Source organism: Methylophilus sp. (assembly GCF_052173275.1).
In the GTDB taxonomy this organism is placed as follows: domain Bacteria; phylum Pseudomonadota; class Gammaproteobacteria; order Burkholderiales; family Methylophilaceae; genus Methylophilus.
Genome location: NZ_JBQMUL010000002.1, coordinates 2449836 through 2470800 on the forward strand (window position 1 = coordinate 2449836; position 20965 = coordinate 2470800).

Annotated in this window: 20 protein-coding genes; 19 read left to right on the forward strand and 1 reads right to left on the reverse strand. The window is 51.0% G+C overall.

Features of this window, described 5'->3' with window-relative positions:
• The 3 genes from argF (at position 1) to cimA (ending at position 3940) form a co-directional block, all read left to right on the forward strand.
• Positions 1–918, forward strand: a complete 918-nt coding sequence (argF, locus tag ACTS9Y_RS12925) for an ornithine carbamoyltransferase (RefSeq protein ID WP_442586339.1) — start codon at positions 1–3, stop codon at positions 916–918.
• A 209-nt stretch (positions 919–1127) separates the two neighbouring features.
• Complete coding sequence (locus ACTS9Y_RS12930) at positions 1128–2351, forward strand: argininosuccinate synthase (protein WP_442586340.1); 1224 nt, start codon at positions 1128–1130, stop codon at positions 2349–2351.
• Positions 2352–2356: 5 nt separating this feature from the next.
• Positions 2357–3940 carry a citramalate synthase gene (cimA, locus tag ACTS9Y_RS12935; protein WP_442586341.1) on the forward strand — a complete coding sequence of 528 codons (1584 nt, stop codon included), beginning with the start codon at positions 2357–2359 and terminating at the stop codon, positions 3938–3940.
• Here the strand turns inward: cimA and ACTS9Y_RS12940 are convergent.
• Positions 3937–4722 carry a helix-turn-helix transcriptional regulator gene (locus ACTS9Y_RS12940; protein ID WP_442586342.1) on the reverse strand — a complete coding sequence of 262 codons (786 nt, stop codon included), beginning with the start codon at positions 4720–4722 and terminating at the stop codon, positions 3937–3939. The two genes, cimA and ACTS9Y_RS12940, sit on opposite strands and share 4 nt — an antisense overlap.
• Positions 4723–4853: 131 nt before the next feature.
• On the opposite strand from ACTS9Y_RS12940, the gene leuC reads away from it, so the two are divergent.
• The 16 genes from leuC to ACTS9Y_RS13020 all read left to right on the forward strand — a co-directional run bounded on the left by leuC (position 4854) and on the right by ACTS9Y_RS13020 (position 20951).
• The gene (leuC, locus tag ACTS9Y_RS12945) at positions 4854–6260 is read left to right on the forward strand and encodes a 3-isopropylmalate dehydratase large subunit (protein ID WP_442586343.1); all 1407 of its coding nucleotides are present in this window, start codon (positions 4854–4856) and stop codon (positions 6258–6260) included.
• Positions 6261–6271: 11 nt separating this feature from the next.
• On the forward strand, positions 6272–6910 hold the full coding sequence (leuD, locus tag ACTS9Y_RS12950) for a 3-isopropylmalate dehydratase small subunit (RefSeq protein ID WP_442586344.1): 639 nt from the start codon (positions 6272–6274) through the stop codon (positions 6908–6910).
• Positions 6911–7081: 171 nt separating this feature from the next.
• The gene (gene leuB / locus ACTS9Y_RS12955; protein WP_442586345.1) at positions 7082–8152 is read left to right on the forward strand and encodes a 3-isopropylmalate dehydrogenase; all 1071 of its coding nucleotides are present in this window, start codon (positions 7082–7084) and stop codon (positions 8150–8152) included.
• A 105-nt stretch (positions 8153–8257) separates the two neighbouring features.
• Positions 8258–8569 (forward strand): pyrimidine/purine nucleoside phosphorylase, encoded by a 312-nt coding sequence (ppnP, locus tag ACTS9Y_RS12960; RefSeq protein ID WP_442586346.1) that lies wholly within the window; start codon positions 8258–8260, stop codon positions 8567–8569.
• A 215-nt stretch (positions 8570–8784) separates the two neighbouring features.
• Positions 8785–9279, forward strand: coding sequence for a YajQ family cyclic di-GMP-binding protein (locus ACTS9Y_RS12965; RefSeq protein ID WP_442586347.1), 495 nt, complete (start codon positions 8785–8787; stop codon positions 9277–9279).
• Positions 9280–9297: 18 nt separating this feature from the next.
• Positions 9298–9420 carry an entericidin A/B family lipoprotein gene (locus ACTS9Y_RS12970; RefSeq protein ID WP_442586348.1) on the forward strand — a complete coding sequence of 41 codons (123 nt, stop codon included), beginning with the start codon at positions 9298–9300 and terminating at the stop codon, positions 9418–9420.
• Positions 9421–9461: 41 nt separating this feature from the next.
• Positions 9462–10574 (forward strand): aspartate-semialdehyde dehydrogenase, encoded by a 1113-nt coding sequence (gene asd / locus ACTS9Y_RS12975; protein WP_442586349.1) that lies wholly within the window; start codon positions 9462–9464, stop codon positions 10572–10574.
• A 247-nt stretch (positions 10575–10821) separates the two neighbouring features.
• Complete coding sequence (locus tag ACTS9Y_RS12980) at positions 10822–13704, forward strand: FimV/HubP family polar landmark protein (protein ID WP_442586350.1); 2883 nt, start codon at positions 10822–10824, stop codon at positions 13702–13704.
• Positions 13705–13903: 199 nt separating this feature from the next.
• The gene (gene truA / locus ACTS9Y_RS12985) at positions 13904–14677 is read left to right on the forward strand and encodes a tRNA pseudouridine(38-40) synthase TruA (RefSeq protein ID WP_442586351.1); all 774 of its coding nucleotides are present in this window, start codon (positions 13904–13906) and stop codon (positions 14675–14677) included.
• 18 nt (positions 14678–14695) lie between these two features.
• Positions 14696–15340, forward strand: a complete 645-nt coding sequence (locus tag ACTS9Y_RS12990) for a phosphoribosylanthranilate isomerase (protein WP_442586352.1) — start codon at positions 14696–14698, stop codon at positions 15338–15340.
• Positions 15341–15367: 27 nt separating this feature from the next.
• Positions 15368–16570 carry a tryptophan synthase subunit beta gene (gene trpB / locus ACTS9Y_RS12995; protein WP_442586353.1) on the forward strand — a complete coding sequence of 401 codons (1203 nt, stop codon included), beginning with the start codon at positions 15368–15370 and terminating at the stop codon, positions 16568–16570.
• Between the two features lie 30 nt (positions 16571–16600).
• Entirely contained in the window at positions 16601–17401 is an 801-nt protein-coding gene (trpA, locus tag ACTS9Y_RS13000) for a tryptophan synthase subunit alpha (RefSeq protein WP_442586354.1), read from the forward strand.
• A 30-nt stretch (positions 17402–17431) separates the two neighbouring features.
• Positions 17432–18295, forward strand: a complete 864-nt coding sequence (gene accD / locus ACTS9Y_RS13005; RefSeq protein WP_442586355.1) for an acetyl-CoA carboxylase, carboxyltransferase subunit beta — start codon at positions 17432–17434, stop codon at positions 18293–18295.
• Positions 18295–19596, forward strand: a complete 1302-nt coding sequence (gene folC, locus ACTS9Y_RS13010) for a bifunctional tetrahydrofolate synthase/dihydrofolate synthase (RefSeq protein WP_442586356.1) — start codon at positions 18295–18297, stop codon at positions 19594–19596. Before accD ends, folC begins: the two co-directional genes overlap by 1 nt.
• 78 nt (positions 19597–19674) lie before the next feature.
• Complete coding sequence (locus ACTS9Y_RS13015; RefSeq protein WP_442586357.1) at positions 19675–20424, forward strand: SPOR domain-containing protein; 750 nt, start codon at positions 19675–19677, stop codon at positions 20422–20424.
• Between the two features lie 8 nt (positions 20425–20432).
• Entirely contained in the window at positions 20433–20951 is a 519-nt protein-coding gene (locus ACTS9Y_RS13020) for a CvpA family protein (protein WP_442586358.1), read from the forward strand.
• Positions 20952–20965: the final 14 nt, after the last annotated feature.

Below are 20965 nucleotides of genomic sequence, written 5' to 3' on the forward strand. Positions count from 1 at the left end.
ATGAGTATCAAACACTTTTTGCAGTTTAACGATCTGAAGCGGGATGAAATAGAACATATTTTTGCCCGCGCCAAATGGATTAAATCGCAGTTTAAGAATTACCAGCAATACTGGCCGTTGACTGATCGCACGCTGGTCATGATTTTTGAAAAAGCCAGCACGCGGACCCGCCTGTCTTTTGAAGCGGGCATGCAGCAACTGGGTGGCTCGGCGATTTACCTGAACACGCGTGATTCACAATTGGGTCGCGGTGAACCGGTGGAAGATGCAGCACAAGTGATTTCGCGCATGAGCGATATCGTGATGATCCGTACTTTTGAGCAAAGCATTATCGAACGCTTTGCGCAAAACTCGCGCGTACCGGTGATCAATGGCCTCACCAACGAATATCACCCATGTCAGATACTGGCAGATATTTTTACCTTTATTGAGCACCGTGGGCCTATTCAGGGCAAAACTGTGACCTGGATCGGTGACAGCAATAACGTCTGCAATACCTGGCTGCAAGCGGCAGAAGTGCTGGATTTCAACGTACATGTGTCTACACCGCCTGGCTATGAAGTCGAATTTGAACGTGCCAACCTGTATGGTACTGATCACTTCGAGTCGTTTGCTGACCCGATGGAAGCCGCACGTGACGCCGACCTAGTGACGACTGATGTCTGGACCAGCATGGGCTTTGAAGCTGAAAATGAAGAGCGCCGTAAAGATTTCGCTGATTGGCAAGTCGATGCTGACATGATGCGCGTCGCCAAAGCCGATGCATTATTCATGCATTGCCTGCCAGCCCACAGGGGCGAAGAGGTGGCTGCTGAAGTGATTGATGGCAAGCAAAGTGTGGTGTGGGATGAGGCAGAAAACAGATTGCACACGCAGAAAGCACTCATGGAGTACCTTCTGCTTGGGAAGGTCATATAAGCGTCAGCTTATATGCGCAAGCTGTTTCGGCGCAGGCTAACCTTCAGGTTTAAGTGAAACGGCCGTAGCCAAAACCGCCTGCATACACAGAAGGCACTGATGGAATATTTGTTATTGGGTAAAGTAGATTGACCTTGTCGGCCTGGCAGCACAGTATTTTTTGTGACTGCGCGCCACTCTGGTAAACGTTTTTAAGGAAACATGCATTAATGAGCGATATTAAAAAAGCCGTATTGGCCTACTCTGGTGGGCTGGATACTTCCGTGATTCTGAAGTGGTTACAAGACACCTATCAATGTGAAGTGGTGACATTTACCGCAGACCTGGGCCAGGGTGAAGAGCTTGAGCCTGCGCGTGAAAAAGCGCAGAAATTCGGCGTTAAAGAGATCTATATCGATGACTTGCGCGAAGAGTTTGTGCGTGACTTCGTGTTCCCGATGTTCCGTGCCAATACGGTGTATGAAGGTGAGTACCTGCTGGGTACGTCTATCGCACGTCCTTTGATCGCCAAGCGCCTGATTGAAATCGCCCACGAAACCAAAGCCGATGCGATTTCGCATGGTGCGACCGGCAAAGGCAACGACCAGGTACGTTTCGAACTGGGCGCTTATGCACTCAACCCGAATATCCAGATCATTGCCCCATGGCGTGAGTGGGATCTGCTTTCGCGTGAAAAACTGCTGGCCTATGCCGAAAAACATAGCATCCCGGTGGAAATGAAGCACAAGCAAGGCGGCAGCCCATACTCCATGGATGCTAACTTGCTGCATATTTCTTACGAAGGCCGCCATCTGGAAGACCCGGCTGCCGAAGCGGAAGAAGATATGTGGCGCTGGACAGTGTCACCGGAAAAAGCGCCGGATGCCGCAGAATACCTGGATATCGAATTCAAAAATGGCGACATCGTGGCACTCAATGGCAAAGCCCTGAAAGCACACGAGATTCTGGCCGAGTTGAACCGTATCGGTGGCAAGCACGGCATTGGCCGTCTGGACCTGGTAGAAAACCGTTATGTAGGCATGAAGTCACGTGGTTGTTACGAAACCCCGGGCGGTACCATCATCCTGAAAGCGCACCGTGCGATTGAAAGCATCACGCTGGATCGCGAAGTGGCGCACCTGAAAGATGATCTGATGCCACGCTACGCCAGCCTGATCTATAACGGTTACTGGTGGAGCCCGGAGCGTCTGGCCTTGCAAACACTGATAGACCACACGCAAGCGACGGTCAATGGCTGGGTGCGCGTCAAGTTGTACAAAGGCAATGTCATCGTGGTTGGTCGTGACAGTAAAACAGATTCATTGTTTGACTCGACCATTGCGACTTTTGAAGATGACAAAGGCGCTTATGACCAGAAAGATGCCGGCGGCTTTATTAAACTGAATGCATTAAGAATGCGTATTGCGGCGAATTTGCATAACCGCAAAAAATAACCCTTATGCCCAGGCAACGTGTGATTGCTTATGATTCTACCCTGCGCGATGGAGCACAAGCGCAGGGTGTTTCATTTTCAGTCGAGGATAAACTCAAGATCGTACAGCGCCTGGATCAACTGGGCATAGGCTATATCGAAGCCGGCAACCCCGGCTCCAACCCGAAAGATTTAGAGTTTTTTGCCCGTGTAGGCGAGCTGAAGCTAAAACACGCCAAGATCATTGCCTTTGGCAGCACGCGCCGCATCGGCATCACTGCTGCTGAAGACAAGAACCTGCAATCGTTACTGTCTGCCAATACTCACGCCGTCGCCATTTTTGGCAAGAGTTGGGATTACCAGGTCACCGATATCCTGCGCACCACGCTGGATGAAAACCTGGCCATGATAGCGGACACCATTGCCTACCTGAAATCACAGGGCAAAGAAGTCGTGTTTGATGCCGAGCATTTTTATGATGGCTATAAAGCCAATGCTGAATATGCCCTGGACACGTTGCAAGCGGCTGCCAATGCCGGTGCTGATGTTCTCGCCTTGTGCGACACCAACGGAGGCAGCTTTCCCAACGAGATTTTTGAAATCACCCAAACCGTGGTGGCACGTTTCCCAACATTAGACATTGGTATTCATTGCCATAATGATTGCGAAATGGCGGTAGCTAATTCAGTCGCCGCAGTACAGGCGGGCGCAGTACAGGTGCAAGGCACCATTAACGGCATAGGCGAGCGATGCGGGAATGCCAACCTGGTATCTATCATTCCCAACGTGCAATTAAAGCTTGGACTGGAATGTATTTCTGCTGCGCAACTGGCTGACCTGACAGCTGCTGCACGCTTTGTCAGTGAAGTGGCGAACGTGACGTTTAACGATAAAGCGCCTTATGTCGGCCACGATGCGTTTGCGCATAAAGGCGGCATGCACATTGATGCCGTCAATAAAAATCCCAAATCCTATGAGCATATCAGCCCGAATGCGGTTGGTAATGAGCGCCATATCCTGGTGTCGGAAGTGGCGGGGCGAGGAGCGATTTTAAACAAGCTGCAGCAAATCGACCCGACCCTGACCAAGGAGTCTGAAGCGGCCATCCAGATACTTGAGCATTTAAAAGCCCTGGAACATGAAGGCTACCAGTTTGAGAGTGCGGAAAGCTCGTTTCATCTGCTGATGCACAAGCTGCTGGGTAAGTTTCAGCCTTACTTTCGGCTGAAACAGTATAGCGTGTATATCCATGAACCTTCTGTCAATGGCATCAACTCTGCGGTCACGATCAGTCTGTTTGTGAACGACCAGGAATCGGAAGTCACTGCCTATGGAGACGGCCCGGTATATGCATTAGACAAGGCGATGCGTAAGGCCCTGGAGCCTTTTTACCCCATCATTAACGAGATCAAACTGGTCGATTACAAAGTGCGGGTATTGGACTCAAACCTGGCCACGGCAGCTAAAGTGCGGGTCATGATCGAATCAACCGACCAGCAAACCAACTGGACTACTGTTGGTGTGTCGTCGGATATTATTGAAGCTTCGTGGCTGGCATTGAAAGATGCGATTGAATACAAGCTGCTGAAAACGCAAAAACAGGGTGGTTAAACCGGCTGCAACAGCACCAGTTTCAGTTGCTCCTGTTCGACTAAACGTAAAGTCACTTGCTGAAAGTGGATCAAGCCAGATTGCGGGTGCTGAAACTCACGCTGCCCGCCTTGCCTTTCCAGCACATCATGTTGTTTCCAGAAACGATCAAACTCTGGGCTACTGCTACTCAGTTCATCGACTAGTTGCTTGACTTCCGGCTCTTCCAGGCGGGACCGGCAATCTGCCCTAAACTCGGCCACCAGCCTGCGGCTGCGCATTTCCCAATTGACGACAAATTGTCTGGCGAGGGGGTTGGCAAATACGAATCTGAGCAGGTTAGGGTGCTGGCCTTGCGGCCATTCAATATCGAGCAAGCCGGTGAATAGGCTAGCGGCGGCCGGGTTCCATGCCAGTAAATCCCAGGCGCGCCCCATGATGTACGCAGGCACTTGTATCTGGGTGAGTATGCTGACCAAAGTCTCAGGTGCGGTATCGACTTCACTTTGATGCGCTTGCGGATCACGCCTGTCCGCCATATCAAACAGGTAACTGCGCTCTGATTTGCTCAGCTTTAAGGCGGTGGCCAATCTGTCCAGCGCATCTGCTGACACATTGATCTCACGTGCCTGTTCTATCCAGGTGTACCAGGTGGCGCTGATACCAGCCAGTTGCGCGACTTCTTCACGGCGCAAGCCTTGCGTACGCCTGCGAGAACCGGAGGGGAAGCCAAATGCTTCCGGGGTGCCACGTTGGCGCATGGCCTGTAAAAATTCGGCGAGTTCCTGACGTCTCGTATCCATTTGATTTCATTATCCTATTAGTCTTAATACTAGTATAAATGATATTCTTGTAAGGGTATTGAAACTTAGGTATTCTGCGCATGTTTTATCAATTTAGTATATTTGATACGTAGCATTTGAAAGGAACGGTCATGGCAGGCAAAACACTGTACGACAAATTATGGGATTCACATGTGGTGCGTGAGGAACCGGACGGTACCTGTTTGATTTATATCGACCGCCATCTGGTGCATGAAGTGACCAGCCCGCAGGCGTTTGAAGGTCTGCGTATTGCCGGGCGTAAACCCTGGCGTAATAGCTCCATCGTGGCTAACCCTGACCATAACACGCCGACCAAAGACTGGGATAAGGGCATTGAAGACCCGATTTCGCGCCTGCAAGTCGAAACGCTGGATAGCAATATCAAAGAATTTGGTGCGCTTGTTTATTTCCCGTTTAAAAACAAGGACCAGGGCATTATCCATGTCATCGGGCCTGAAAACGGCACCACACTGCCTGGCATGACGGTCGTCTGTGGCGACAGCCATACCTCTACCCATGGTGCGTTTGGCGCGCTTGCACATGGTATTGGCACTTCCGAGGTGGAGCATGTGATGGCGACGCAAACCCTGGTGGCTAAAAAATCCAAGTGCCTGCTGGTCAGAGTCGATGGCCAACTGGGCAAAGGTGTGACCGCTAAAGATGTTGCGCTGGCCATCATCGGCAAGATTGGTACTGCTGGTGGTACCGGCTACGCTATTGAGTTTGGTGGCGAAGTCATCCGTGGTTTGTCTATGGAAGGCCGCATGACACTGTGCAATATGGCGATTGAGGCCGGTGCGCGTGCTGGTATCGTTGCGCCCGATGAGAAAACAGCCGCTTACCTCGAAGGCCGCCTGCATGCGCCTAAAGGTGAAAACTGGGCCAAAGCCGTGGATTACTGGAAAACCCTGCAATCTGATGCGGATGCCACCTATGACGCAGTGGTTGAACTGAAAGGCGCTGAGATTGCGCCACAAGTGACCTGGGGCACCTCACCAGAACAAGTGCTGCCTATCGGCTCAACCGTGCCTGATCCTGCGCAGGAAGACGATGCCACCAAGCGCACCAGCATTGAAAATGCCCTGAAATACATGGGCCTGAATGCGAATACGCCGCTTGATGAGATCAAGCTGGATAAGATATTTATCGGCTCTTGCACCAACTCACGTATTGAAGATTTGCGTGCAGCTGCAGGTGTTGCCAAGGGCAAAAAAGTTGCAGGTAATATCAAGCTGGCCATGGTCGTGCCAGGTTCCGGCCAGGTGAAACGCCAGGCGGAAGCGGAAGGGCTGGACAAAGTATTTATTGATGCAGGCTTTGAGTGGCGTGAGCCAGGCTGTTCCATGTGTCTGGCCATGAATGCTGATCGGTTGGAGCCAGGTGAGCGCTGTGCCTCAACTTCAAACCGTAACTTTGAAGGCCGTCAGGGCCCGGGTGGCCGTACGCACCTGGTGAGCCCGGAAATGGCCGCGGCGGCAGCGATTGCCGGGCATTTTGTCGATGTGCGCAGCGTATAAAGGAGAGCAGCATGAAAGCATTTAGTACTTTAAATGGTCTGGTTTGTCCTCTGGATAGGGCCAACGTCGATACCGATGCCATTATCCCGAAACAGTTTTTGAAATCGATCAAACGTTCCGGCTTTGGCCCTTATCTGTTTGATGAATGGCGTTATACCAATTACGGCGAGCCCGGCATGGATTGCAGTACACGTCCTTTGAATAAGGATTTCGTACTGAACCAACCACGATACAAGGGCGCGCAAGTGCTGCTGGCACGTGATAACTTCGGTTGCGGTTCTTCACGTGAACACGCGCCATGGGCGATTGAAGACCAAGGCTTTCGTGTGCTGATTGCGCCTAGCTTTGCCGATATTTTCTTCAATAACTGTTACAAGAACGGTATTTTGCCTATCGTGGCTTCTGCCGAGCAAGTGGATAGCCTGTTCAAGGAGTGTCTGGCGAATGAAGGCTACACGCTGAACGTTGATTTGGTTTCTCAAACCGTGACGACGCCTTCGGGCCAGTCATTCAGTTTTGAGATCACCCCGACCCGTAAGCACAACCTGCTTAACGGCCTAGATGAAATCGGCCTGACCTTGCAGCATGCGGACCAGATCAAGGCGTTTGAAGAAAAGCATAAGCAGTCACAACCCTGGTTGTTTGCGTAAAAACCTGTTTCGCCACTGATTGACGTCGTTTTAATCCGCGCGTGCAAGAAACCTCATGTGCTCAATGTGCACTTGGGTTTCTGTGCTGCGCATAGCTGTTCACCCGATTGTTTGCGACGATTTCTGATGGCTTCTCATCATCATTGAACATTACTATTTAGGATCAACCCTATGGCATTAAATATCGCAGTCTTACCCGGTGATGGCATCGGCCCGGAAATCGTTGCACAGGCCTTGCGCGTGCTGGAAGTATTGAAAAAAGACGGTCTGGACATGACCTTCACCGAAGCGCCATTAGGCGGCCAGGCTTATGATCAGTATGGTCATCCATACCCTGAATTCACGCAAAAAATCTGTAGGGCCGCGGATGCCGTCTTGCTGGGTGCCGTTGGCGGCCCGCAATATGACACGCTGGACCGTCCATTACGCCCGGAACGTGGCCTGCTGGCTATCCGTAAAGATCTGGGGTTATTCGCCAACCTGCGTCCTGCGGTGTTGTTCCCTGAACTGGCGAATGCGTCTACCTTGAAGCCGGAAGTAGTAGCCGGGCTGGATATCATGATCGTGCGTGAATTGACCGGCGATGTGTATTTCGGCCAGCCGCGTGGCATACGCACCAACGATGAAGGCATACGCGAAGGCTTTAACACCATGATTTACAGCGAGCCGGAAGTGCGTCGTATTGCGCATGTGGCGTTTGAAATCGCCATGAAACGTGGCAAAAAACTGTGTTCAGTCGATAAAGCCAACGTATTGGAGACGACTGAATTCTGGAAAGAAATCGTCATTGATGTGGCGAAAGAATATCCGGAAGTTGAGTTAAGCCATATGTACGTGGATAACGCGGCCATGCAGCTGATCCGCAACCCGAAACAGTTTGATGTCATGGTGACCGGCAATATTTTTGGCGATATTCTGTCTGACGAAGCTTCGATGCTGACTGGCTCGATAGGCATGCTGGCATCTGCTTCATTAAATGAAAGCAAACAAGGCCTGTATGAGCCTTCACACGGTTCAGCGCCAGATATCGCAGGTAAAAACCTGGCCAACCCGATTGCGACTATCCTGTCGGCGGCCATGATGCTGCGCTACAGCTTTGATAACGAAGCTGCAGCCACACGTATTGAGAACGCAGTGAAGAAAGTACTGGCGGCCGGTTATCGTACCGGTGATATTTACGAAGAGGGCACCAAGCGTGTTTCCTGTTCCGAAATGGGTGACCAGATCGTCGCCGCAATGTAAGCAGGCTGCGCGGGCGATTTGCATTGCATCCCGCTCGCGCAGTTTTCAGGTGTGATATAGTCGCGCTTTTATTGGCGACGCATTGAAATTAATCAGGAATTTAAAATGGCACAATTTGATCATGTCAGCGTAAAAAAGAAAGCAAACGTTTATTTTGATGGCAAGTGCGTCAGCCACACCGTGCTGTTCCCGAATGGGACACGATGTACCGTAGGCGTGATTTTCCCCAGCACATTGACATTCAATACCGGCTCGCCAGAGTTGATGGAGATCAATGATGGTGTCTGTAACGTGCGCTTGAAAGATGAAGAAAACTGGACTACTTATAAAGCAGGTGAAAAATTCACTGTGCCGGGTAATTCGTCTTTTGACATTGAAGTGATTGAAACAGTAGACTACGTCTGCCATTTCGAATAGAGCCAACCGAACCTGCTTGCTTGAGCAGCGTTATGCAAGCTTGCCGTACTTATGTGTACTGCCTGCGCTTGCATGCCTTGCTCAAGCTGCACAATTTCTAGTTGGAACGAATAATTGTGATTGCTCGGCAGGGCTGCGTTGCGAGCGCTTGCCGTACTGAATTTACTGCCTGCGCGCTCACGCCTTGCCCTGCCATCGCTTGAAAGGTTTTTAACATGCCAAGTTTTGATATCAGTTCTGAAGTCGATATGGTCAATCTGAAAAATGCGATGGATGCTGCCAGCAAGCAGATCGTCAATCGCTATGATTTCAAGGGGACCTCGGCCAAGATTGATTTTAATGAAAAAGATAAAGTCATTACCCTGCATGGCGACAATGACTTTCAGCTGGATCAGGTCAAAGATATTTTGTTGCCTTCCATGGAGAAAAAAGAGGCCGAATCTTCCAAGCGTCTGGAACACAAAGATGTGCAGAAGGTCTCTGGCAATAAGGTCAAGCAGGATTTGGTCGTACGCGAAGGCATTGATTCTGACCTGGCCAAACGCCTGACCAAGATGATCAAGGACAGCGGCATGAAAGTGCAGGCAAGTATCCAGGGCGATACGGTGCGCGTGAATGGTGCCAAGCGCGATGTGTTGCAGGAAGCGATCGCTTTTGTTAAAAAGAATGTTACGGACTTTCCGTTGAAATTTGGTAATTTCAGGGATTAATTTTTAAGGAGAAAACAAATGTCAAAGTTAATGATGACGCTGGTAATAGCAATGGTGTTGACGGGTTGCAACACAATGAACGGGATGGGCAAAGATCTTGAGCAGGCTGGTGAGGCCGTGCAGAAAAAGTCCTCTCAATAATGTTTTGATGCCGGGGTGACCGGCGAGAATAACGAGATAACATGTTAAAAGTAGGGTTTGTAGGCTGGCGCGGGATGGTGGGCTCTGTGCTCATGCAACGCATGGTGCAAGAGAACGATTTTACCGATATCGAGCCACAGTTTTTTACCACATCACAAACAGGGGGTGCTGCGCCTGCAGTAGGCAAGACTTCGCCTGCCTTGAAGGATGCTAAAAATATTGCTGAACTGAGCAAGATGGATGCGATCGTGTCCTGCCAGGGCGGTGATTACACCAGCGAGATTTTTCCGCAATTGCGCAGTAGTGGCTGGAATGGTCACTGGATTGATGCGGCCTCTACCTTGCGTATGGACAAAGACGCGGTGGTGATTCTCGACCCGGTCAATATGCATGTGATTAAAGATGCATTGAACCAGGGCGGTAAAAACTGGATAGGCGGCAACTGTACGGTTTCCCTGATGCTGATGGCTTTGAACGGCTTGTTCAAGGCTGACCTGGTGGAATGGGCCACTTCAATGACTTACCAGGCGGCGTCTGGTGCCGGCGCGCAAAATATGCGTGAGCTGATTGCGCAAATGGGCGTGGTCAATGCGTCTGCCTCTGCGTTGCTGGCGAACCCTGCTTCTGCCATTCTCGAGATCGATCGCACCGTGGCTGACACCCTGCGCAGTGAGGCTTTGCCTACCCAGCATTTTGGTGTGCCACTGGCTGGTAGCCTGATCCCATGGATCGATAAAGACCTGGGCAATGGCCAAAGCAAGGAAGAATGGAAAGGCGGCGCAGAAACCAACAAAATTCTGGGTCGTGAAGCCAACCCTATTGTGATCGATGGCTTGTGTGTGCGCATTGGCGCCATGCGCTGCCATTCACAAGCGTTGACCTTGAAGCTGCGCCAGGATGTGCCGCTGGATGAGATCAACCAGATGCTGGCAGAAGCCAATCAATGGGCCAAAGTTGTGCCAAACGAGCGCGAAGCCAGCATCCGTGAGTTAACTCCTGCGGCCGTGACTGGCACTTTGACCACCCCGGTAGGTCGTTTGCGCAAGCTGGCCATGGGTGGTGAATACCTGTCGGCCTTTACCGTTGGTGACCAGTTATTGTGGGGTGCCGCTGAGCCATTACGCCGGATGTTGCGAATTCTGGTTGAAGCTTAAGTAATTGTTTAAAATACAGCCCGTAAAGCCATGATTTGTTAGTGAAATCATGGTCTTTTCGGGCTTTTATTTTGCATGCAATATAGTTTAATGGGTGGTAGAGTTTTATTTAGGCAAGTTTGTGGCATCCAGACGGCAGGTGGCGCGCTTGCGTGGCTTACTGAATGGTGCTATGTTCACGAACGCCATGAATTGATAAGGGTTAACACGGGTGCATAAATTTCAATTAAAAAAATTAGCCTTAACCTTGAGTTTGAGCGCAGTCATCACCGCACATGCTGCCGGTCTGGGGACGATGACGTCCAGCTCGAAACTGGGTGAGCCATTGAATGCAGAAATTGAACTGCTGGCTGTTAATCCGGGGGAGTTAAGCACTATCCAGGCTGCATTGGCCGCTGATCAGGTGTATCAGGATCAGATGCTGGAGAAACCTGCTTCTTACCCTTATATCCAGATCGAGGTTGGCAACAACAGCAAAGGCCTGCCTGTCCTCAAACTCAGCAGTTCACAACCGATCACTGAAGCCTTTCTGGATATGCTGATCCAGGTGGATTGGCCAACTGGCCGACTGGTGAAGGAATATACCTTACTGCTGGATCCGCCCGGATTCAATTCAAACTATGTGTCAGAATCAACAGGCTTGCCGGTCACCGGCCAACCTCCAGTCTCGGCAGAGGCGCCTAAAGCCGCAGCGCCGATTGCAGAGGCTGAAAAACCTGAAGCAAGCAAGCAACCCGCAAAAAAACAACCAGCGCAACGCGCAGCAATGCCTAAGCCAAGCGCACCGCCTGAGCCACCTGCAGACAATCTCGCCACACCAGATCCATTGACCACAGAACGCGGCGATACTTTGTATGCCATTGCCAGGCAAATGAAACCGGATAATGTCAGCGTAGAGCAAATGCTGGCAGCCTTGTACCGCTCCAACCAAGATGCGTTCGATGGTAAAAACATCAATCGCCTTAAGGTAGGCAAGATCATCCGCATGCCGGACCAGGCTAGCTTGAATGCCATCAGCAATCAGCAAGCGAAAAACCTGGTGGCTGAGCACAACACGAACTGGCTGGCGTATAAAAATGCTTTGTCTAACGTAGTCAAAAATTCTGCCGCCAGTGAAACCGGCGGCAACACACAACAATCCGCAGGCAAAATCGGCAGTGCGCAGGAGAAAACTGCGCCGCAGGCACCGGCGGGTAAAGATGTATTGAAGCTATCCGCAGGCGATGAAAAGTCAGGTACGCAAACCGATAAAGCGGCTGCCAAAGCAGCAGCAAATGCAGCGCAGGAAGAAGCCACCGCTAAAGAAAACGCCATCAAGGAAGAGCAATCTCGTGCCGCAGCCCTGGAAAAGCAGGTAGCGGATATGAAGAAGTTGATGGAGTTGAAGAGTAATGCCATGTCGCAGGCTGAAAAAAATGCTGCACAAGCGACTACTCCAGAGCCTAAAGCTGAGGCACCGGCTACACCAGATGCACAAGCACCGGCGGTGACCACTGAAAACAAACCTGTACCAACGGAGACACAACCAGCTCCGGCGGCAGAATTAGCACCACCTGTGCCTGAAACTGCAGCAGAACCGACACCTGAGGCTGAGCAACCTTCATTTATGCATGTGTTGCTGCAACGTCTTAAAAACATCAGTCCTGTATTGCCATGGGCCTTGATCGCATTACCGATACTGATCTGCGTTTGGGCACTTATCCGTATCCGCCGTAAAAAAGAAATCGATACGTTTGAAGATGCGATTCTGACTTCGCCTGCCACTGAAATGCAGAACAATACCGTGTTTGGGGATACGCAAGCAGCCTCGGGCGATACCTCATTCCTGACGGACTTCTCGCAAAGTGGTGTCGGCGGCATGATTGATTCGCATGATGTTGATCCGATTGCGGAAGCTGAAGTCTATATGGCCTATGGCCGTGATGCGCAGGCTGAGGAGATTCTTAAAGATGCCATTCAGAAAGACCCTGAACGCCAGGAGCTCAAGCTGAAGTTGCTTGAAATTTATCAAAATACCAATAATAAAGGCGCGTTTGAGTCATTGGCAAGTGAAGTGTATGCCAACGTCGGCCCTAGCGACCAGACATGGTCTAAAGTGGTTGTGATGGGGCAAAAACTGGATCCGGAGAATTCGCTCTACCAAATGCCAGCGCTGGATAACACAGCCATTGAAACACCTGTGGTTGAAGCAGCAAATGCAGAGCAGGGATATCACTTTAACTTCGAGGCGCCTGCGCTTGAATTTGAATCAACTGACAAGCCAGCAAGAAGCGTGACTGAGCCTTCTATTGTTGACGGCGAATCATTGGTTGAACCGGTGAATGAGCCGGCACAGGAAAAATTTGCCGAGTTGCAGACAGATTTCAGCGTTCCTGCTGATACAGAATTAAAGGATGAGCCTTTAGAGGAAAATGAGCCAGCAGATGCTTTATCAACCTTAGCCGAAACTTCACTGGAAGAACCTTTGCCAAACTTGGCAGAAGAAAAGCCGCTGGATGCAGAGCCGTTAGAAAGTAATTCTGTATTAGATGTGCCTGAAGAAAGTGATTTCAGTATTGAGCCGCTTAGCACAGCAGGAGCTGCGCCTGAGTTGTATACAGAAAATGATGCTGAACTGACGCCCAAGTCATTGGATTTACCTTCCCTGAATCTGGATGAAGAGATTGCAGGTTTTGAAAATCGCCGTCCGGATAGAACGCAAGCAACTACTGGCGAACAGACACTTTCAACCGATGATGCAGTATTTGAATCTTTGCCTGAGTTGTCGCTTGAGCTGGGTGGTCCTAACGATACCGCTTTCAATGCTGCGCAGGAAGAAGGTGATGCACTTGAGATTGAAGAAATCAGCCTGGATGCTGCCGACGATAGCTTAAGCCGTGTTCCTGAAGATAACTTCAGTGCGGAAAGCACTTTCCCCGAGATTTCACTTGATGTGGGTGCCCAGCCAGAGGAGAGTGTCGCCGAGTTCGATGGTGAACCGGAAGAAGTGAATACCAAGCTGGATTTGATTCAGGCCTATATCGATATGGAAGATATGATAGGCGCGAAAGAGCTGATCGAAGAGGTGCTCAGCGAAGGTGGCGAGCGCCAGCGACAGCGTGCCAGCGAGCTGCTTGAGAAAGTCGCATAACCATCAGGCCGGGAAACCGGCCTTTTTCTTTTTTGACATGCCTTGCAAGGGTGTCAAAGACTAAGTGAATTCACCTGGTTGATCTCGTTCTGATGGATGATGCCTGGCTAAGTATGTAATCGCCGCGAATGCCTATGGATGCATGGTTAAGGCTGCTCATCATTAGGTGTTATGCCAGACAGCCCTTATACTATGCGCCATGAAAATTGCGATTGGCATTGAATATCATGGTGCTTATTTTCAGGGATGGCAAAGCCAGCCAAATGGCCGTGGAGTTCAGGATGCACTTGAGCGCGCCATTGCACTGGTCACCGATGAAAAAGTAAGATTACACGCTGCTGGCCGCACCGATTCCGGGGTACATGCGCTGATGCAGGTTGCCCACTTTGAGACAACGGCACAACGGCCGCAAACTGCCTGGGTACGCGGCACCAATGCACACTTGCCACCCTGGGTGCGGGTGCGTTGGGCATGCGAGGTGGCTGACGACTTCCATGCCAGATTCAGCGCCAGGGCGCGCAGTTACCAGTATGTGCTTTATAACCATGCTGTGGCACCAGCCAGCCAGCATGGGCGGGTGGGCTGGTATCATAGGCCTCTGGATATTGTGCCTATGCAACAAGCGATCCAGCTATTATTGGGCGAACATGATTTCAGCGCCTTTCGCGCCAGTGAGTGCCAGGCAAGTTCTCCCATCCGGACCATGCATCAAGCCGAGGTGAAACAGCAAGGCCAGTATATCGTGTTCAGTTTCCAGGCGAATGCTTTCCTGCAACACCAGATCCGCAACGTGGTGGGCGCACTGGTCTATGTAGGGCAGGGCAAACTGGATGTGTCCGCGTTTAGCGCATTACTGCAAAATAAGGACAGGACGCTTTCGCCGCCGACATTTATGCCCGATGGCTTGTATTTCACCGGCGTGACCTATGATGCCGCCTGGCAATTGCCAGCCTGCGAAGCCACTTGGGATTAAACAAAGTGAATGAGAAAGATGAAAAGAACCAGGGTTAAAATCTGTGGTATTACACGGAAAGAGGATGCATGGGCTGCCATTGATGCCGGTGCAGATGCACTCGGCTTTGTGTTTTATGCACCTAGCCCACGCGCAGTGACTGCGGCACAGGCGCAGGCGATCATCAAAACATTGCCGCCGTATATCAGCACGGTTGGCCTGTTTGTGAATGCTGCTGTCAGCGAACTGCAGCAGGTGATAGCTACGACTGCGCTGGATTGCCTGCAGTTTCACGGGGACGAAGAGGCAGACTATTGCGAGAAATTTAATCTGCCATATTACAAAGCAATCCGCGTTAAACCGGATGTAAATTTGATACAATGCGAGCTTGATTTTGCATCGGCTTCTGCCTTGTTGCTAGATACTTTTTCAGAAAAAGCAGTCGGTGGCACAGGCCAGGTATTTGACTGGACATTGATTCCAGCAGGCTTGCAAAAGCCGGTCATTCTGGCCGGTGGGCTAAATCCTGACAATGTCACGCAGGCATTGCAGCAGGTTCAGCCTTATGCCGTGGATGTCAGTGGCGGGGTTGAGGCACAAAAGGGGATTAAATCCCCGGAAAAAATAGCAGCATTCATGCAGCAGGTTTTGCAGCATGATGCAGTACGCAATAGGGCGGTTTGAATAACAAAATGATATACGGAGTAGCGCATGCAAGTGTATGACATGCCAGACGAGCGGGGCCATTTTGGTCCATTTGGCGGAGTGTTTGTTGCAGAAACCCTGGTAGAAGCCCTGGAAGAGTTGCGGGTCATGTACGAAAAGTATCGTCACGACCCTGAGTTCCTGGCTGAGTTTGCTTACGACCTCAAACATTTTGTAGGGCGTCCCAGCCCGATTTATCACGCCAAACGCTTATCCGATAAAATCGGCGGCGCACAAATCTACCTCAAGCGCGAAGATTTGAACCATACCGGCGCGCACAAAATCAACAATACGATAGGCCAGGCGTTACTGGCCAAACGCATGGGCAAGCCGCGTGTGATCGCTGAAACAGGCGCGGGCCAGCATGGCGTTGCCACAGCCACCATTGCCGCCAGGCTGGGCCTTGAATGCGTGGTGTATATGGGCGCAGAAGATGTCAAGCGTCAGGCGCCCAATGTATTCCGCATGAAACTGCTGGGAGCTACGGTTATCCCGGTGGAAAGCGGTTCTAAAACCCTCAAGGACGCATTGAATGAAGCGATGCGCGACTGGGTCACCAATATCTCCAATACGTTTTACATTATCGGCACTGTCGCTGGCCCGCATCCTTACCCTATGATGGTACGTGATTTCCAGGCCGTGATCGGTATCGAAGCCAAACAGCAGATGCAGGAGATGATAGGTCGCCAGCCAGATGCGGTGGTTGCCTGTGTCGGCGGTGGCTCTAATGCCATGGGTATTTTTTACCCTTATATCGACGTAGAAGGCGTGCGCCTGATTGGTGTGGAAGCGGCAGGTCATGGCCTTGAAACCGGCAGCCATGCTGCGCCATTGACGGCAAACAGCCCGATTGGCGTATTACACGGCAATCGCACGTACCTGATGCAGGACGCCGATGGCAATATCGTGGAAACGCATTCTATCTCTGCTGGCCTGGATTACCCGGGCGTGGGCCCTGAACATGCCTGGTTAAAAGATATCAAGCGTGCTGAATATGTGGCCATTACTGATGACGAAGCGATGAATGCTTTCCACCAGTTGTGTCGCACCGAAGGCATTATTCCTGCCATGGAATCCAGCCATGCTTTGGCCTACGGCGAGAAGCTGGCGAGAACCATGTCACCGGATCAAGCGGTGTTAGTGAATTTGTCAGGCAGGGGTGACAAGGACATTAATACAGTGGCAAAACTTTCTAATATTACGCTTTAGCCTCATCCATTAAAAAAAGAATTCTTAGCTATGTCTCGCATTCAATCGGTTTTTGCAGAACTCAAAGCGCAGGGTAAAAAAGCGCTGATTCCCTACATTACTGCGGGTGATCCACATCCTGATCAGACCGTACCTTTGCTGCATGCCCTGGTCGCTTCCGGTGCCGATGTGATTGAGCTGGGCGTGCCATTTTCTGACCCGATGGCCGATGGCCCGGTGATCCAGCGTGCCAGTGAACGTGCCCTGGTACACAAGATGGGCTTACGTAAAGTGCTGGCGATGGTGAAGGATTTTCGCGAAACCAACCAGAAAACGCCAATTGTATTGATGGGATATGCTAACCCGATAGAAGCGATGGGCGCGGCTCAATTCGTCACACTGGCCAAAGAAGCCGGTGTCGATGGCGTTTTAACAGTCGATTATCCGCCTGAAGAGTGCGAAGAGTTTAACCAGCAACTGGCGCAAGCGAGTATCGACAGTATTTTTCTGCTATCGCCGACCACTGAGCCAGCGCGTACTGAGTTGATTGTGAAGCAGGCGACAGGCTTTCTTTACTATGTTTCGCTCAAAGGCGTGACCGGTGCAGGTAACCTGGATATCGTCGAAGTCAAAAAACGGGTGACAGAAATACGCAAGAGCACGACATTGCCGATTGGCGTGGGCTTTGGCGTGAAAGATGCTGCCACAGCGCGTGACGTTTCCGTGATTGCTGATGCGGTGGTCGTGGGTAGCCGGATGGTACTTGCCATTGAGCAGTCAGATGCAAATAACCTGATTACGAATGTACAGGCCTTGATGAAAGAATTACGTACTGCGATTGACTCCGTTTAGGGTCATCACACGAGACAAGCAGGAGAAAATATGAGCTGGTTAGATAAGATTCCCCAAAAAATTAAACGTGCGGTCAGCGGTGAGCGCCGCAATATGCCAGAAGGGCTTTGGCATAAATGTGATGCCTGCCAAACGGTGTTGTATCGTACCGACCTGGATGCCAACCTTGAGGTGTGTCCACAATGTGCGCATCATCACAGGCTGGGTGCCCGCGCACGACTGAATGTGTTCTTGGATGCGGAGAATCGTGTTGAAATCGGTGCCGATGTCACGCCAGTGGATGCCTTGAAATTCAAGGATAGCAAGACTTATGCGGAACGCATGCGCACTGCGCAGCGTGATGTCAAAGAAAAAGATGCGCTGATTGTCATGCGTGGCACTGTTGAACGTGTGCCTGTGGTTGTGGCCGCATTTGAATTCAAGTTTATGGGTGGCTCTATGGGCTCTGTGGTGGGCGAGCGTTTTGTCCGCGGCGTGCAAGCAGCGATTGAGCACAAATCTGCTTTTATCTGCGTATCTGCCAGTGGCGGCGCACGTATGCAGGAAGGCTTGCTGTCGTTGATGCAAATGGCCAAAACCAGTGCCGCCCTGACTAAACTTTCAGAGGCAGGCTTGCCTTATATCTCTGTGCTGACTGACCCGACCATGGGCGGCGTGTCTGCCAGTTTTGCCATGTTAGGCGATGTGATCGTGGCTGAACCAAATGCGCTGATCGGCTTTGCTGGCCCACGCGTGATTGAGCAGACTGTGCGGGAAACCTTGCCAGAAGGCTTCCAGCGGGCCGAGTTCCTGCTGACGCATGGCGCCATTGACATGATTGTTGACCGTCGTGAAATGCGCGCGAAGTTAAGCCAGTTGTTAGCCAGTTTCCTGAATATTTCTAAAGTTGCCTGATGTTGTCTCCCTTGCCCGAGCTGCCTGTCACAGTCGAGGGTTGGCTTAGCTATATTGAATCATTACATCCCAAATCAATAGAGATGGGATTGTCGCGGGTGCAGGCTGTAGCAGCGCGCCTGCAGCTGGCATTTCCTTTTACCGTCATCACGGTGGGAGGAACCAATGGCAAAGGGTCGACCTGTGCCATGCTGGAACGGATTTATGCCACGGCCGGTTATCGTGTCGGCTGTTATACCTCACCGCACCTGGTGCAGTATCAGGAACGTGTACGATTGAATGGAGATTTGATCGGTGATGAAGTGCTGTGTGCTGCGTTCACTGCTGTCGAGTTAGCACGTGAGGATATCTCCTTAACTTATTTCGAGATGGGGACGCTGGCAGCATTATGGGCGTTTGAGCAACAACCGCTGGATATCGTGATCCTTGAAGTAGGGCTAGGTGGCCGCCTGGATGCGGTGAACATCGTGGATGCTGACTGTGCGATTGTCACCAATGTGGACCTGGATCATATGGAGTTCCTGGGCGATACGCGTGAGTTGATAGGGCATGAAAAGGCGGGGATCTACCGTAAAAGCCAAGTGGCCATTTGTGGTGATGTACAGCCGCCGGTCTCTCTTCTGAACCATGCGGCAACACTGGGCGTGTCATTAAAACGCTTGGGCGTGGATTACAGGATAGATTTCAGTCAGCAGCAAGAGGCACAATACCATGATGCACAGGGCACATTGGCAATCGGTTCTTTAAGGTTGTTTGGCGATTACCAATGGCAAAACGCAGCCAGTGTGCTATATGCCGTGCGTGCTTTGCAAGCCGGGCTGCCAGTGACAGAAGAGGATTTACGGCAAGGCCTGACGGCCACTGAAGTCGTTGGTCGTTTTCAATACTGGCACCGCTCGCCGGATGTGATCCTGGATGTGGCACACAACCCGCATGCGGCGCGCGCCTTGCGGCGTAACTTGCAACAACTGAGTGCAGATGGCAGCAGAGTATTTGCGGTGTTTTCCATGCTGTCAGACAAGGATATCGCCGGTGTGGTCGACATCTTGCATGACGTGATTGATGAGTGGGACATTGCACCGATCCAACATCCGCGTGCCGCCAGTGTGGAATATTTGCAGGCATGCCTGGCGCAACAGGTTGCTGAGCAGCAATTGAAAGTCCACGCTGACCTGCCAGCAGCATTACGAAGCTGTTATAAAAAAGCAGCAAAAAATGATAAAATTATCGTGTTCGGCTCATTCTTTACCGTGGCTGCCATTCTGGAAATAACACCTGACCAATGGATTTCACCAAACTAGGTTTTTAGGCTAGTGATTTGGCTTAATAGATGTGAAATGATCTGAGTGAGAATTTAAAACAATATGGCAAGAGATAGTTTGACAGACAAGGAACTGGTACTCAAAAAAACGGCCCGCAGACGGCTGGTGGGCGCCATCACCCTGGTTATTTTGATGTTAATTGTATTGCCTTTCGTATTGAAAGACAGAGTTGTAGAGCCTGCACATGACGATGTTGAAATTACCGTTGTCAATCAGCAGGCTAACCGCGAACCTATACTCGAACTGCCAGACGAAGATGTCGAACTTGATGTAGAGGCGACCCCCGCGGCGAGTACCTCAGCTAAAACAACGTCTACTGTAGAAACACCCGTCGCACGTATTGAAGAAGTGCCTGCAACCGCCCCTATTTCCCCGCCCGCACCCGCTAAAACAGCACAAGCAGAACCTGCCCGTGCCGCTGAACCACCACCAGCCAAACCCGTTCAAATCGTTGAACCCAAAGTTGAACCCAAAGTTGAACCCAAAGTTGAACCCAAAGTTGAACCCAAAGTTGAACCCAAAGTGGCGGCGAGCAAGCCTGTGGTTAAAGAAGAGCCGGTTTCTTCCGATAAAACATCAGGGAAGTTCTATGTGCAGTTTGGCGTGTTTTCTGACCCCAGCAATCTGGAAAAGCTGCAAACCAAGTTAAAACAGGCTGGTTTTGAAGCGGCAACCGACAATGTAGATGCTGCCGGCCATAAGTTAAGGCTACGGTCGCGGACGTATGCGACACGTAATGAAGCCGGTGCCGCGTTGAAAAAGCTGGAAGCGGCTGGGTTTAGCGGCATTGTGGCGAGTAAATCCTGAATCAGGCAATGACCATATTTGATTATCTAGTCCTGGGTATTATTGGTTTTTCCATTCTGGTTGGATTGATGCGCGGTGCTATCCGTGAACTTTTCTCAGTTATAGGCTGGGTGCTGGCGTTTTATCTTGCCAACAAATTTAATAGCCAGGTCATCAGCTATATCCCGGAGCAAGTGCCTGGTGAAACGGTGAAAGCGATTGCTGCGTTCCTGTTCGTATTTTTATCGGTGCTATTTTTATGCACCTTGTGTGCCTTATTACTCACTACGCTGATCAAAGCGGTGGGTTTAGGCGGCCTCAATCGCGTGCTGGGCGGCCTTGCCGGTGCGGCCAAAGGGGTGTTGATCGTCTGCATACTGGCGATGCTGGCTGCGATGACCGATATTCCCAAGGACGCACGCTGGACTAATGCCATGTTGAGTGCACCAGTTGAAGTGCTGGTCTTGAATTTGCTGCCGTGGGTACCATCTAGTATTGCTGAGCATGTGCATTTGGAACATCAGCAGGCGGATGAGTCTCTCATTTAATTTGTAATCTAGTC

Coding starts and splice junctions, on each gene's coding strand:
- ppnP (WP_442586346.1), top strand. CDS start 8,258: ATGGCACAATTTGATCATGTCAGCGTAAAAAAGAAAGCAAACGTTTAT.
- asd (WP_442586349.1), top strand. CDS start 9,462: ATGTTAAAAGTAGGGTTTGTAGGCTGGCGCGGGATGGTGGGCTCTGTG.
- argF (WP_442586339.1), top strand. CDS start 1: ATGAGTATCAAACACTTTTTGCAGTTTAACGATCTGAAGCGGGATGAA.
- truA (WP_442586351.1), top strand. CDS start 13,904: ATGAAAATTGCGATTGGCATTGAATATCATGGTGCTTATTTTCAGGGA.
- ACTS9Y_RS12990 (WP_442586352.1), top strand. CDS start 14,696: ATGAAAAGAACCAGGGTTAAAATCTGTGGTATTACACGGAAAGAGGAT.
- cimA (WP_442586341.1), top strand. CDS start 2,357: ATGCCCAGGCAACGTGTGATTGCTTATGATTCTACCCTGCGCGATGGA.
- accD (WP_442586355.1), top strand. CDS start 17,432: ATGAGCTGGTTAGATAAGATTCCCCAAAAAATTAAACGTGCGGTCAGC.
- ACTS9Y_RS12930 (WP_442586340.1), top strand. CDS start 1,128: ATGAGCGATATTAAAAAAGCCGTATTGGCCTACTCTGGTGGGCTGGAT.
- trpB (WP_442586353.1), top strand. CDS start 15,368: ATGCAAGTGTATGACATGCCAGACGAGCGGGGCCATTTTGGTCCATTT.
- ACTS9Y_RS12965 (WP_442586347.1), top strand. CDS start 8,785: ATGCCAAGTTTTGATATCAGTTCTGAAGTCGATATGGTCAATCTGAAA.
- ACTS9Y_RS12970 (WP_442586348.1), top strand. CDS start 9,298: ATGTCAAAGTTAATGATGACGCTGGTAATAGCAATGGTGTTGACGGGT.
- trpA (WP_442586354.1), top strand. CDS start 16,601: ATGTCTCGCATTCAATCGGTTTTTGCAGAACTCAAAGCGCAGGGTAAA.
- leuD (WP_442586344.1), top strand. CDS start 6,272: ATGAAAGCATTTAGTACTTTAAATGGTCTGGTTTGTCCTCTGGATAGG.
- leuC (WP_442586343.1), top strand. CDS start 4,854: ATGGCAGGCAAAACACTGTACGACAAATTATGGGATTCACATGTGGTG.
- folC (WP_442586356.1), top strand. CDS start 18,295: ATGTTGTCTCCCTTGCCCGAGCTGCCTGTCACAGTCGAGGGTTGGCTT.
- ACTS9Y_RS12940 (WP_442586342.1), bottom strand. CDS start 4,722: ATGGATACGAGACGTCAGGAACTCGCCGAATTTTTACAGGCCATGCGC.
- ACTS9Y_RS13020 (WP_442586358.1), top strand. CDS start 20,433: ATGACCATATTTGATTATCTAGTCCTGGGTATTATTGGTTTTTCCATT.
- leuB (WP_442586345.1), top strand. CDS start 7,082: ATGGCATTAAATATCGCAGTCTTACCCGGTGATGGCATCGGCCCGGAA.